We start from the raw sequence: 14,734 nt of genomic DNA on the forward strand, positions 1-14,734 counted from the left end.
GGGAAAGGCCACTTCGTACGATGTTTGACGTCGAGCCGTCGGACCGGAACACCCCCTCCGGCCTCCCCGTCACCGGCGGGCAATCCGGCATCTGGCTGGCCCAGCAGATCGAACCGGACAGCTCCGCCTACAACATCGTCTTCGCACTGCACCTCCGCGGCGCCATCGGCCTCGACCGACTGACCGCCGCCGTCCGCCAGGCGGTCGAAGAGGCCGAGTGCCTGCACGTACGCGTCACCCCGGGGGACGACGGACCGCGCCAGACGCCCCGCACCCTCTCCCACCCCGTCGAGGTCACCGTCGTGGACCTGCGCGAGGCCGCCGACCCCGACGCGGCCGCCGCCGCGTGGACGGCCGCCGACCGCGACCGGCCCGTCAACCTCGCGCTCGACCCGCTCTTCGCCCACACCCTGCTGCGGCTCGCCGACGACCGCGTCCTGTGGTGCCAGCGCTACCACCACATCGTGATGGACGGGATGGGCGTCGCGCTCCTCACCCGGCGGGCCGGCGAGCTCTACACCGCGGGGCACGAGGCCGCCGCCCCCCGCGACTGGTCGCTCTCCCGGCTGGTCGCCGCCGACCGCGCCTACCGCGCCTCCGACCGGCACGCCGCCGACCGCGCCTGGTGGCTGGAGCGGATGGCGGGCCGGACCGAGCCCGTACGGCTCGTCGACCGGGCCGCCACCCCCATGACCCGACGGCTGCGGAGGTCCGCCGAGCTGTCCCCCGAGACGGTCGAGCGGCTGGACACCGCCGCCAGGGCCGCGGGCGTACGTACCTCCCGGATCCTGCTCGCGGCCGTCGCCGCCCATCTGCACCGGGTCGGCGGCGAACAGGACCTCGTCCTCGGCCTGCCGGTCGCCGCCCGTGAGGACGAGGTCTCCGCGACCGTCCCCGGCATGGTGTCCAACATCGTCCCGCTGCGCCTCGCCGTCCACCCCGGCACCACGGGCGCCGCCCTCGTCGCCCAGGTGCGCGCGACCGTCGCCGACGCCGTCGCCCACGGGCGCTACCGCGCCGAGGACCTGGCCAGGGAACTCGGCCTCGTCGACGGCGTACCGGAACTCGTCGGCCCGACCGTCAACATCCTGCCCCGTTCCGAGGACCTCCGCTTCGCCGACCATCGGGCCGAACTCCGCCCCGAATGGCTCGGCCCGGTCAGCGACCTCGCGTTCAGCTTCGCCGAGGGCACCGACGGCATCGGATACACCGTCCACCTCGACGCCGACGCCGACGCCGACGTCTGCGACGACGCCGCCCTCGCCGACCACGAGCGCCGCTTCCTCGCCCTCCTCGACGCCTTCGCCGCCGACCTGGACCGGCCCGTCGGCCGGATCGAACTCACCTCGGAGGCCGAACGCGCCCGCCTCCTCGACGAGTTCGGCGTCGCACCCCGCGAGGTCCCGGAGCTCTCCTGGCCCGCCGCCTTCGAAGCCCAGGTCCGCCGCAGCCCCGACGCCGTCGCACTGGTCTGCGAGGACCGGGAGCTCACGTACGCCGCACTCGACGACGCCGCCGACGGGCTCGCCCGGCTCCTCCGCTCCCGCGGCGTCGGCACCGAGGACGTGGTGGGCGTGGCCCTGCCCCGCTCCCCGGAGCTCGTGGTGGCCCTGCTCGCCGTGATGAAGGCGGGCGCCGCCTACCTCCCGCTGGACGCGGACCACCCGCAGGACCGCATCGCCTACATGCTCTCCGACGCCGGTGCCCGCACCGTCGTCACCGTACGCGGCCTCGCCGGCGACCTCCCGGAGACCGCGGGCGTCACGCACCTGCTGCTCGACGACCCGGACACCGGGGCGGCCCTGGCCGCCGCGACCGACCCCGACCCGGCACCGGCGGTCGCCCTCGACCAGGCCGCGTACGTCATCTACACCTCCGGCTCGACGGGCCGCCCCAAGGGCGTCGTCGTCTCGCACGACGGCGTCGGCAGCCTCATCGCCACCGCCACCGACCGGATCGGCATCACCGCCGAGAGCCGGGTCGTCCAGTTCGCCTCCGTCGGCTTCGACGTGACGGTCTGGGACCTGATCATGTCGCTGTGCGTCGGCGGACGGATCATCGTCGTCCCCGCCGAGCGCCGCGTCGCGGGCCCCGCGCTCACCGAGTACATCGCCCGCCACCGCGCCACCCACATGATCCTGCCGCCCTCGCTGGTCTCCGCGCTGCCGCAGGAGTGCGAACTCCCGCAGGGCGCCGTCCTCGTCGTCGGCACCGAAGCGGTCCCCAGCGAGCTGATCGCGCGCTGGGGCGACCGGCTCAGGGTCGTCGTCGCCTACGGGCTCACCGAGGCCACGGTCAACTCCACGCTCTGGCTCGCGGACCCCGACCGCCCCGGCCCCGCGCCGATCGGCCGGCCGGACCCCAACACGCGCGCGTACGTCCTCGACACGGCGCTCCGGCCGGTCCCCGTCGGCGCGGAGGGCGAGCTGTACGTCTCCGGGCGCGGCCTCGCACGCGGCTACCTGGGCCGCCACGGGCTGACCTCGGAGCGGTTCGTCGCCGATCCGTACGGGCCTCCCGGCACCCGCATGTACCGCACGGGCGACCGGGTCCGCTGGGGCGCCGACGGCAACCTGGAGTTCCTCGGCCGCGCCGACGGCCAGATCAAGATCCGCGGCCACCGCGTGGAGCCGGGCGAGATCGAGAGCGCCTTCATGGCCTGCGCGGGCATCGCCCAGGCCGCGGTCCTGGCCCGCGAGGACCACCGGGGCGTGAAGCGGCTGGTCGCGTACCTGGTCCCGGAGGGCGCCGCGGACGAGGGCGGCGACGCGGCCGTGACCGCCGCACGCGCCCGCGTGACCGACGCCCTGCCCGACCACATGGTGCCGTCCGCGGTCGTCGTCCTCGACGCTCCGCTGCCGCTGACCCCGAACGGCAAGCTCGACGCCAAGGCCCTGCCCGAACCCCGCTGGACCTCCCTGACCGGCACCGACACCCCGAGCACCCCCGCCGAGACCGCGCTCGCCGCGCTGTTCGCCGACGTCCTCGGGCTCCCGACGGTCGGCGTCCACGACAGCTTCTTCGAGCTCGGCGGCGACAGCATCGTCGCCATCCAGCTGGTGAACCGCGCCCGCGAAGCCGGGCTCGCGATCACCCCGCGCGACGTGTTCCGCAGCCGGACCGTGGCCGCCCTGGCCCGCACCGCAGGAGAGACCGCCCCCGCGCCCACCCGGCCCCGGGTCGCGCTCGACCCGGACGCGCTGCCGGTCTCCCCGCTCCAGGAAGGTTTCTTCTTCCACGCGGAGTTCGACCACCAGGCGGCCGACCTCTACTTCGTCCAGGAGGTCCTCGACCTCGCCGGGCCCGTCGACCCCGACCGGCTCCGCCGCGCTCTCCAGCTGCTCCTCGACCGGCACCCGCTGCTGCGGGCCTCGTTCCGGCAGCTCCCCGGCGGCGAGGTCGTCCAGCGGCTCGCCGAGCACGTGACCCTCCCGTGGCGCGAGGCCGACACCGCCGAGACCGGCCTCGACGAGATCCTCCGCGCCGACCGCGCCGAACGGTTCGCCCTCGACCGGCCGCCGCTGCTGCGCGCCACCCTCGTCAAGGACGGCCGGCGCCACCGGCTCCTCCTGACCCTCCACCACATCGTCGCCGATGGCTGGTCGGTCGCCGTGCTGCTCAGGGAGCTGACCGACGCCTACCGGGGCGCCGCGCTGCCGGCGCCCGCGGCCCCGGAGCCGTACCTCTCCTGGCTCGCCGGCCGCGACCGCGACGCCGCACGCGAGGCGTGGCGGCGGGCTCTCACCGGCCTCGACGAACCGACCCGGCTCCCCGCGCTCACCGCCCCGGGAGACGGGGCCGACGGGCCCGCCCGCCCCGAGCACGTCGACACCCGCCTGCCCCACGACCTCACCGAGGCGCTGACCACGTACGCCAGGACCCGCGGACTCACGCTGAGCAGCGTCTTCCACGGTGTGTGGGGGCTGCTGCTCGGCGCCCTCACCGGCGGCCGTGACGTCGTCTTCGGCACCACCGTCTCCGGGCGGACGACCGAGGTCGCGGGCCTGGACTCCGCCGTCGGCCTGTTCATCAACACCGTCCCCGCCCGGGTGACCCTGCGCCCCGAGGAGACGCTGACCGAGCTGCTCCGCCGCGTCCAGGACGAGCACGCCGCCCTCCTCGACCACCAGCACCTCGGGCTCGCCGACATCCAGCGGATCGCGGGCGGCGGCGAACTCTTCGACACCCTCGTGGTGTTCGAGAACCACCCCGGCGGCCAGGGAGGACACGACACGGGCGAACCCCTCGTCACCGGCGCCGAGGTGTTCGACGCCGTGCACTACCCGCTGGCACTCGTCGTCGAGCCCGCCGCCGACGGCCTGCTGCTGCGGTTCAAGCACCACGCCGCCCGGCTCGACCAGGTGGCCGTCGCCGTCCTCGCCAACCGGTTCACCGCCCTGCTGCGGACCGTGGTGGCCGAGCCCGACCGGCTCGTCGCCCGGACCGACCTGCTGTCCGGCCGCGAGCGCACCCACCTCGCCGAGCTCAACGCCACCGCCCACCCCGTCCCCGAAGCGACCCTCACCTCGCTCTTCGCCGACCGGGTCGCCCGCACGCCGCACGCCCCGGCCGTCGTCTTCGACGACACCACCCTCAGCTACGCCGAACTCGACCGGCGGGCCGAGGCGCTGGCCCGGCGGCTCCGGGAGCGGGGCGCGGGCCCCGAGCAGTACGTGGCCGTCGCCGTCCCGCGCTCGGCCGAACTGATGGTCGCGCTGCTCGGCGTCCTCAAGGCGGGCGCCGCCTATCTGCCCGTCGATCTCGACTACCCCGCCGACCGGGTGGCGTTCATGCTCGCCGACTCGGGCGCGCGCCTCGTCGTGACCACGGAGGAGTCCGCCGGACGACTCCCCGCCGTCCCCGGCCTCCACCACGTCGTCGTCGGCGCGGCGCCCGCGGCGGAGGAGACCCGTGCCTCCGAGGGCGGCGCCCCCGAGGACCGGACCCCCGAGGACGGCGCGCCCGCGGCCCACGCCCCCGAGGGCGGCGCCCCCGGACGGGCCGCCTGCCCCGACCACCCCGCTTACCTCATCTACACCTCCGGCTCCACCGGCCGCCCCAAGGGCGTCGCCGTCACCCACCGCGCCATCGTCAACCGACTCGCCTGGATGCAGGGCGCGTACGGGCTCACCGCCGACGACCGGGTCCTCCAGAAGACCCCGTCCAGCTTCGACGTGTCGGTGTGGGAGTTCTTCTGGGCGCTGACCGAGGGCGCGACCGTCGTCCTCGCCCGCCCCGACGGCCACCGCGACCCGGAGTACCTGGCCCGCCTCATCGCCGAACGGGCCGTCACCACCACGCACTTCGTCCCCTCGATGCTGGCCGCGTTCGTCCGGGCCATGGAGGCGACCCCGGACGCCCCGGACTGGGCGGCGAGCCTGCGCCGGGTGTTCTGCAGCGGCGAAGCCCTCACCGGAGCCGACGCCCGCCGCTGGTGGGAGCTGACCTCACGCGCCGGGCGCACCCCCGTACCGCTGCACAATCTGTACGGCCCCACCGAGGCGGCCGTCGACGTCACCTTCTTCCCCTACGAGGGAGGCACCGAGCCGGCCGTCCCGATCGGCCGGCCCGTCTGGAACACCCGGCTCCACGTCCTGGACCCGTTCCTGCGCCCCGTACCCGACGGGGTGCCCGGCGAACTCCACCTCGCCGGCGTCCAGCTGGCACGCGGCTACCACGACCGCCCCGGCCTCACCGCCGAGCGGTTCGTCGCCGACCCGTTCGGCGCGCCGGGGGAGCGGATGTACCGCACCGGCGATCTGGTGCGCCGCCGCGCCGACGGCGCCGTCGAGTACCTCGGCCGCACCGACCGCCAGGTCAAGATCCGCGGCAACCGCGTCGAGCTCGGCGAGATCGAGACCGCCCTGGCCGCGCTGACCGGCGTGGCCCGCGCGGCCGTGATCGTCCGCGACGGCGCCCTCGTCGGCTATGCCGTCCCCGCGCCCGGCGCCGCTCCCGCCTCCGAGGCCCTGCACACGGCCCTCGCCGAGGCACTGCCCGCCGCCATGGTGCCGAGCGCCGTCGTCGTCCTCGCCGAACTCCCGCTGACACCCAGCGGCAAGCTCGACCAGAACGCCCTGCCCGCTCCCGAGACCGCGCCCCGCTCCGCCGGCCGCCCGCCGCGCGACGACCGCGAGCGCGCCCTCTGCGCGATCTTCGACGCGGTCCTCGGCGTCCCCGGAACCGGCCCCGACGACGACTTCTTCGTCCTCGGCGGCGACAGCCTCAGCTCCATCGCCGTCGCCACCCGGGCCCGTGAGCGGGGCCTGACCCTCAGCCCCCGCGACGTGTTCGAGCACCGCACCCCCGCCGCCCTCGCCGCGGCCGCCGCCCCCCACGGGGACGCCGAGGCGCCCCCGGCCCCCGACTCCACCGAGGTACCCGTGCACTCCGACGGCGTGACCGTCTCCGCCTCCGACGCCGGGCAGGCCGCCGCCGCCCTCCAGGCCGTTCTCGCCCTGCAGCAGCAGTCCGGCGCCGCCGTCGACCCCGCACTGCGCGCCCTCCTCGACCAGCTGACCGCCGCCGCGCCGCCCCCCGCCCCGGCCCCGGAACCCCCGGCCCCCGCGCCGCTCGCCGGACCGGAGCTCACCCCGGAGGAGACCGCCCGCGTCCACGCCGCCGCCGGGCTGCCCGTCGCCGACATCTGGCCGCTCTCCCCGCTCCAGGAGGGCATGTACTTCCACGCCACCTACGACGCGGGCGACGCGCTCGACGTCTACCAGTCCCAGGAGACCCTGGACCTCGACAGCCGGATCGACGCCGACCGGCTGCGCGCCGCCTGCCGCACCCTCCTCGACCGCAACACCGGCCTCCGCGCCGGATTCACCAGCGACGGCCTGCCCGGCCCCGTCCAGTTCATCGCGGACGGCGCCGAGATCCCGCTCGTCGAGGCCGACCTGTCCGGGCTGCCCGCCGACGAGCAGCGGACCAGGACCGAGGAACTCCTCGCCGCCGACCGCAGGCAGCGCTTCGACCTCTCCGCCGCGCCCCTCTGCCGACTGCTCCTCATCCGCCTCGGCGACGGCCGGGACAAGCTCGTCGTCACCCACCACCTCATCCTCTGGGACGGCTGGTCCGCCTGGCTGTTCCTGGAGGAGCTGTTCACGCTGTACGAGCGGGCCGGCGACCCCACGGGACTCCCGCTGCCCGGCTCGTACCGCGACCACCTCGCCTGGCTGGCCGCCCAGGACACCTCCGTCGCCCTCGACGCCTGGCGCGGGGCGCTCGCCGGCTTCGACGAGCCGACGCTGCTCGCCCCGACCGGCCGCGACACCGGACCGGTCATCCCGGTCGACTTCGACGCCCTCCTCACCCAGGAGGCCGGCGACCGGCTCCGCACCGTCGCCCGCCGGCACGGACTGACCCTGAACACCGTCCTCAACGCGGCCTGGGCCCTGGTGCTCTCCGCCATGACGGGCCGCGCCGACGTCGCCTTCGGCACAGCCGTCGCGGGACGCCCGGCGGAGGTCCCCGACGTCGCCGGCATCATCGGCATGTTCCTGAACACGATCCCCGCCCGGGTCGCCCTCACCCCTGACGAGCCCCTGCTCGACCTGCTGCGCCGCATGCAGTCCGAACGCGCCGCCGTCATGCCGTACGAGCACGTGGGCCTGGGCACCCTCCAGCAGGAGTCCGGCCACCGCCGGCTCTTCGACACCCTCTTCGTGCTCCGCTCGGCCGACGGCGAGGACCGCGCCGCCGCCCTCCGCGAACGCCACGGCATCACCGGCGTCTCGAACGTGGACGGCACCCACTTCCCGCTCACGCTGATCGTCACCCCGGGCGCCCGTCTGAAGGTCACCCTGGCCGCCCGTCCCGACCTCTTCGACGCCGACGCCGCCGGCACGATCCTCGCCCGGTTCACCACGGTCCTCGACCGCCTCGGCGAGACCCTCGCGGGACCCGCCGCCGCGTCCGCGCGCACCGTCGGCGTCGACCTGCTGCTCCCGGGGGAGAACGCCGCCCTGCGCACCGCCCGGGAGTCGGGCCGCGAGCCGGTGCCGGACGAGACCGTCGCCGACATGCTCACCGCCCAGGTCGCCCGTACCCCCGACGCGGTCGCGCTGGTCTTCGGCGACCGCGCCCTCACCTACGCCGCACTCGACGCGCAGGTCAACCGGATCGCCCGGCTCCTGCTCGCCCGGGGCGCCGGCCCCGAGAAGGTCGTGGCCCTCGCGCTGCCGCGGTCCATCGAGATGGTCGCCGCGCTGTTCGCCGTCCTGCGGACCGGCGCCGCGTACCTCCCGCTCGACCTCGACCACCCCGCCGACCGGCTGCGGCTGATGGCCGAGGACACCGGGCCGCTCTGCCTGCTGTCCACCACCGCCGTCGCCCCGACGCTGCGCCGCGAGGACGGCCCCGTCGCCCCCGAAGTCCTCCTCGACGACGAGGCCGTGCTCGCCGAACTCGCCGGGCTGTCCGGGGACGGGATCACCGACGCCGAGCGCCCCGCGTTCGCCCGCGGGGTCCCCGACCGTCTGGAGCACCCGGCGTACGTCATCTACACCTCCGGCTCCACCGGCCGCCCCAAGGGCGTCGTCACCCCCTACCGGGGCCTGACGAACATGCAGCTCAACCACCAGAAGGAGATCTTCGACCCGGCCATCGCCTCGGCCGGCGGCCGGCGTCTGCGCATCGCGCACACCGTGTCCTTCGCCTTCGACATGTCGTGGGAGGAGCTGCTCTGGCTCGTCGAGGGCCACGAGGTGCACGTCTGCGACGAGGAGCTCCGCCGCGACGCCGAGGCGCTGGTCGCCTACTGCGACGAGCACCGCGTCGACGTCGTCAACGTGACGCCCACCTACGCCCAGCTCCTCATCGAGGAGGGCCTCCTCGACCAGGACGAGGCGGCGGGCAAGCACCGGCCCGCGCTCGTCCTGCTCGGCGGCGAGGCGGTCTCCGACACCGTGTGGACGCAGCTGCGCCGCACCGAGGGCACGTACGGCTACAACCTCTACGGCCCCACCGAGTACACGATCAACACCCTCGGCGGCTCCACCACCGAGAGCGCCACTCCGACCGTCGGCCGACCCATCCGCAACACCCGCGCCCATGTCCTCGACACGATGCTGCGGCCCGTCCCGCCGGGCAGCCCCGGCGAGCTGTACATCGCCGGCACCGGCCTCGCCCGCGGCTACCACGACCGGGCCGCGCTGAACGCCGAGCGGTTCGTCGCCGACCCCTTCGGGAAGCCCGGCGAGCGCATGTACCGCACGGGCGACCTCGTCCGGGAACGCCCCGACGGACTGCTCGACTTCCTCGGCCGCACCGACGACCAGGTCAAGATCCGCGGCTACCGCGTCGAACTGGGCGAGATCTCCACGGCGCTCTCCGCCCACCCCGAGGTCGCCCACGCGGCCGTCGTCGTGCACGAGACCGCCGGAACCAAGCGCCTCGTCGGCTACTTCGTGCGGGAGGACGGCACGGTCGTCACGCAGGGCGGTACGGTCGCCCCGGAGCACGGCACGGTCGGACCCGAGGACGCCACCCCCGCCGACGCGGGCGCCGACACCCTCGTCAAGGAGCTCCGCGAGCACCTCAGGTCCCGCCTCCCCGACTACATGGTCCCGTCGGCCCTGGTCCCCGTCGCCACCCTGCCGCTGACCGTCAACGGCAAGCTCGACGTCAAGGCGCTGCCCGCCCCCGACCTCACCGGCACCGGTGGCAGCCGCGCTCCGCGCACCCCGCAGGAGGAGACGCTGTGCGCGCTCTTCGCGGAGGTCCTCGGACTGCCCGAGGGCGCCGTCGGCATCGACAGCGACTTCTTCGACCTCGGCGGACACTCGCTCCTGGCCACCCGGCTCGTCAGCCGCGCCCGCACCGCCCTCGACGCCGAGCTGGCCATCCGCGACCTGTTCGAGGCTCCGACCGTCGCCGAGCTCGTCGAGCGGGCGGCCGCCTCCCGCGGCGCCGCCCGTCCGGCGCTCGTCGCGGCCGAGCGGCCCGACGAACTGCCGCTGTCGCACGCCCAGCAGCGCCTGTGGGTCATCCAGCAGATCGAGTGCACCTCCGCCGCGTACAACTTCCCCCTGGTCATGCGATTCCGCGGCACCTTCGACCGGGGCGCGTGGAGCGCCGCCCTCGCCGATGTGACCGACCGCCACGAGGCCCTGCGGACCCTCTTCGCCGAGCGCGAGAGCGACGGCCAGGCGTACCAGCGGATCCTGCCCGCCGGTACGGCCGCCCCGGTCGTGGAGCATCTGCGCGCCACCGAGGACGAGGTGCCCGGCATCGTGGACGCCGCCGTGGGGCGGCCGTTCGACCTCGCCTCCGAACTGCCGATCCGCGCCACCGTCGTGGAACTGGCGCCCGACGAGCACGTCGTCGTCCTGCTCCTCCACCACATCACCACCGACGAGTGGTCCGACCGCCCCTTCCTGCGGGACCTGACCACCGCCTACACCGCCCGCCTCGCGGGCGCCGCCCCCGACTGGGAGCCGCTGCCCGTCCAGTACGCCGACTACGCCCTCTGGCAGCAGAAGCTCCTGGGCGACCCGGCCGACCCCGACAGCCTCGCCGCCCGGCAGCTGGAGCACTGGCGCACGGCCCTGGCCGGCGCCCCCGAGGAACTGGAACTCCCCACCGACCGGCCGCGGCCCGCCCGCCCGGCGTTCACCGGCGCCGAACTCGACATCACCTTCGACCGCACCGTCCACGAGGGGCTGCGGCGACTCGCCCGCGACACCGGCGCCAGCATGTTCATGGTCGCCCACGCGGCCGTGGCCGCCCTGCTCCACCGGCTCGGCGCCGGCACCGACATCCCGCTCGGCGCGCCCATCGCCGGCCGCGGTGACGAGGCCCTGGACGAGCTCGTCGGCTTCTTCGTCAACACCCTGGTGCTCCGCACCGACCTCGCCGGAGACCCGTCCTTCACCGAACTCCTCGGCCGGGTCAGGGAGACCGACCTCGCCGCGTTCTCCCACGCCGACGTGCCCTTCGAGTCGGTCGTGGAGAAGCTCAACCCGACCCGCTCCCTCTCCCGCAACCCGCTGTTCCAGGTGATGGTCGGCTACCACGCCCGCACGGACGAGGCCCTGCGGCTGCCGGGACTCGAGACCGGCTACCTGCCGCACCGCATCGGCACCGCCAAGTTCGACCTCGTGTTCAGCTTCACCGAGCGCACCTCGGCCGACGGCGCCGCCGACTCCCTCGGCTGCCGCCTGGAGTTCGCCACCGAGCTCTTCGACCGGGAGACCGCCGAGCGCATCGCCGACCGCCTCGGCAGGCTGGTCGCGACGCTGGTCGCGGCCCCCGACCGGCCGCTGTCCGAGGCGGGGATCCTCACCGAGGACGAGCACCGCCTCGTACTCGAAGGCTTCAACGGGCTGCCCCGCGAGGTCGACGAGGAGACCCTGCCGGCGCTCTTCGCCCGGTGGGTGGCCGAGCGCCCCGACGCCGTCGCCGTCGTCGAGCGCTCCCGGTCGGTGACGTACGCGCAGCTCGACGCCCGCGCCAACCGGCTCGCCCGGCTCCTCGCCGCCCGCGGTGTCGGCGCCGAGAGCGTCGTCGGCGTCGCCGTCCCGCGCTCGGTCGACATGATCGCCACGGTCGTCGCCGCCCTGAAGCTCGGGGCCGCGTTCCTGCCGCTCGACCTCGTCCACCCCGGCGACCGCCTCAGCTACATGATCGAGAACTCCGGGGCCGCCGTCGTGGTCGGCACCGAGCCCGTCGCCGGGAAGATCCCCGACACCGACGGCGTCCCGGTGCTGCTGCTCGACGCCCCGGACACGGCCGCCGAGCTCGACGCCCTGCCCGCGACCCCGCCGCCCGGCGGACCGGCGGGCCTTGACCAGGCCGCGTACGTGATCTACACCTCCGGCTCCACCGGCCGGCCCAAGGGCGTCGTCGTCCCCCACGAGGGCATCGCCAGCCTGGTCGCCACGGCGGTCGACCGGATGGGTCTGGAACACGACAGCCGGGTCCTCCAGTTCGCCTCCATCGGCTTCGACGTCTTCGCGTTCGAGCTGGCCATGGCCCTCTGCCACGGCGGACGGCTCGTCCTCATCACCGACGAGGCCCGGGTCGCCGGCCCCGCCCTCACCGACTTCCTCGAAGCCCAGCGGATCACCCACATGATCCTGCCGCCCTCGCTGGTGTCGGCCCTGCCGCCCGGCTGCCGGCTGCCCGAGGGGTCGACCGTCCTGGTCGGCACCGAGACCGTGCCGCCGGACCTTTTCGACCGCTTCGGCGCCACCGCGAACCTGATCTGCGCGTACGGGCTCACCGAGGCGACCGTCAACTCCACCCTCTGGCCGGCCCGCGAGCACGGGGGCCGCGCCGGCGGCCGGGTGCCCATCGGCCGCCCGGACCCCAACACCCGCTGCTACGTCCTCGACGAGCACCTCAGGCCCGTCCCGCCGGGCGTGATCGGCGAGCTGTACGTGGCCGGGCGCGGCCTCGCCCGGGGCTACCTCGGACAGGCCGGGCTCAGCTCGCAGCGGTTCGTCGCCGACCCGTACGGCGCCCCCGGCAGCCGCATGTACCGCACCGGCGACCGGGCCCGCTGGCGCGCCGACGGCAACCTGGACTTCCTCGGCCGGGTCGACACCCAGGTCAAGATCCGCGGCTTCCGCATCGAGCTCGGCGAGATCGAGGCCGCCCTCGCCGGACACCCGTCGGTCGCCCAGGCCGCCGTCCTGCCCGACCGCGACGGCGACATCGTCCGCCTCATCGGCTACGCCGTGCCCGAGCCCGGCGCGGACCCCGCGCTCGACCCGCAGGAACTCCGCGCCCACGTCGCCGCGGTCCTGCCCGAGTACATGGTCCCCGCCCTCGTCGTCCCGCTCGACGGCCCGCTGCCGCTCACCCCGAACGGCAAGCTGGACCACAAGGCGCTGCCCGCGCCGGACTGGTCGGCGATGACCGGGGACGCCGCCCCCGCGACCGGGACGCAGGCGCGGATCGCGGAGCTGTTCTGCGAGATCCTCAAGCTGGACGCCGTCGGCGTGCACGACAGCTTCTTCGCCCTCGGCGGCCACTCCATGGCCTCCATGCGCCTCCTCGGCCGCATCCGCGCCGAGTTCGGCGTCGAACTGAGCATCCGCGACGTCTTCGACGCCCTCACCGTCGCCGGCATCGCGGGGAAGCTGGAGGGCGCGAGCGCGGCACGCCCCGCCCTGCGCCCGGCCGGGCCCGCCGCGGACGGCACGGAGCCGCCGGTGGCGCCCGTACAGCGGTGGCAGTGGCAGGCCTACCGGCGCGCGCCCGGCTTCGACCACGCACTCGTCCTGCGCTCGCCCGGCGGCGTCGACGCCGACGCGCTCGCCGCCGCGCTCGCCGACGTGACCGCCCGCCACGAACCGCTCCGCACCGCCTTCACCGACCGCGACGGAACCCTGCTCCGCCGGGCCGTCGAGGCGCCGGAGCCGGTCGTGGAGGCGTGCGCGGACCTCGACGCACGGCTCGCCGAACTGGCCTCCTCGGCACCGGACCTGGAGCGGGAGGCCCCGCTGCGGGCCCGGCTCCTCACCGGCCCCGACGGCGCCCAGGCGGTGCTGCTCACCCTGCACTACCTGGCCGTCGACGAGTGGTCGGTGGTCCCGCTGTTCCGCGACCTCACCACCGCGTACGGCGCGCGGACGGCCGGGCAGGCGCCCGACTGGCAGCCGCTGCCCGTGAGTTACGGCGACTACGCCCGCTGGGCCCGCGAGATCCTCGGCGACCTGGCCGATCCCGAGAGCCGGGGCGGACGCCAACTGGCCTACTGGCGGCGGACGCTCGCCGACGCCCCGCGCGAGCTCGCCCTGCCGACGGAGGCCCGGGCCTCCGTGCCCGCGCAGCGGGGGAGCGGGGCGGCCGGAGTCGTCGAGTTCACGCTCGACGAGCGGCTGCACGCGGACGTGGACCGGCTCGCCCGGACCACCGGCACCAGCATGTTCATGGTGCTGCACGCGGCCCTCGCCGCCCTGCTCACCAGCCACGGGGCGGGCACCGACCTGCCCATCGGCACGATGGTCGCCGGGCGCGGCGACGACCAGCTCGCCGACCTCGTCGGCTGCTTCTTCAACACGGTCGTGCTGCGCACCGACACGGCGGGCGACCCCTCCTTCGCGGAGCTCCTGACCCGCGTACGGGAGACCACGCTGAGCGCCCTCGACCAGCAGGACGTGCCCTTCGACGAGGTCGTGCGCACCGCAGGCCTGCGGCCCGAGGGCCCCCAGGTGATGGTGATCCACCACGAGCAGGCCGACCTGGAGCGCCTCCAGGGCGGTGTCGGCGACCTGGTCGCCGTGCCGACCGGATCCACCCGCGCGGAGCTGACCCTCAGCTTCTACGAGCCCCGCGGCGAAGGCCCCGTGCACTGCGGCCTGATCCACGCGACGGAGCGGCTCGGCGCGGACAAGGCGCGCAGGCTCGCCGAGGAACTCCAGACCCTGCTGCGCAGCGTGACGGACGACTCCGAACAGCCCCTGTCCCAGCTGTTCGGTGTGACACACAAGAGGAGTGAGAACGCATGAGCACCAACCCGTTCGAGGACCCGCAGGGCCGTTTCCTGGTTCTGGTCAACGACGAGAACCAGCACTCGCTGTGGCCCTCCTTCGCCGAGGTCCCCGCCGGGTGGCGGACGGTCTTCGGCGAGGACACCCGCGAGGGGTGCCTGGCCTACGTGGAGGCCCACTGGACCGATCTGCGCCCGGCGAGCCTCATCGCCCTCCAGGACTGACCCGGCGCCACCGGCGCCGACACCGACCGCCGCCCGCGGGGGAACTCCCCTCGCGGGCGGCGGTGTGTG

The 14,734-nt window shown here is 75.2% G+C and carries 2 protein-coding genes; both read left to right on the forward strand.

Annotated features, from left to right (window positions below; translation table 11 throughout):
• Positions 1–20: 20 nt before the first annotated feature.
• Complete coding sequence (locus tag AMK27_RS10330; protein WP_073904916.1) at positions 21–14,459, forward strand: non-ribosomal peptide synthetase; 14,439 nt, start codon at positions 21–23, stop codon at positions 14,457–14,459.
• Positions 14,456–14,665, forward strand: a complete 210-nt coding sequence (locus AMK27_RS10335) for an MbtH family protein (RefSeq protein ID WP_073904918.1) — start codon at positions 14,456–14,458, stop codon at positions 14,663–14,665. The genes AMK27_RS10330 and AMK27_RS10335 overlap by 4 nt, the downstream gene beginning before the upstream one ends.
• Positions 14,666–14,734 lie beyond the last annotated feature (69 nt).

Source organism: Streptomyces sp. CB02009 (assembly GCF_001905825.1).
GTDB lineage: Bacteria > Actinomycetota > Actinomycetes > Streptomycetales > Streptomycetaceae > Streptomyces.

What these genes read in the sequence shown, in the direction of transcription:
- AMK27_RS10330 (WP_073904916.1), top strand. Translation starts at nt 21, where the DNA reads ATGTTTGACGTCGAGCCGTCGGACCGGAACACCCCCTCCGGCCTCCCC.
- AMK27_RS10335 (WP_073904918.1), top strand. Translation starts at nt 14,456, where the DNA reads ATGAGCACCAACCCGTTCGAGGACCCGCAGGGCCGTTTCCTGGTTCTG.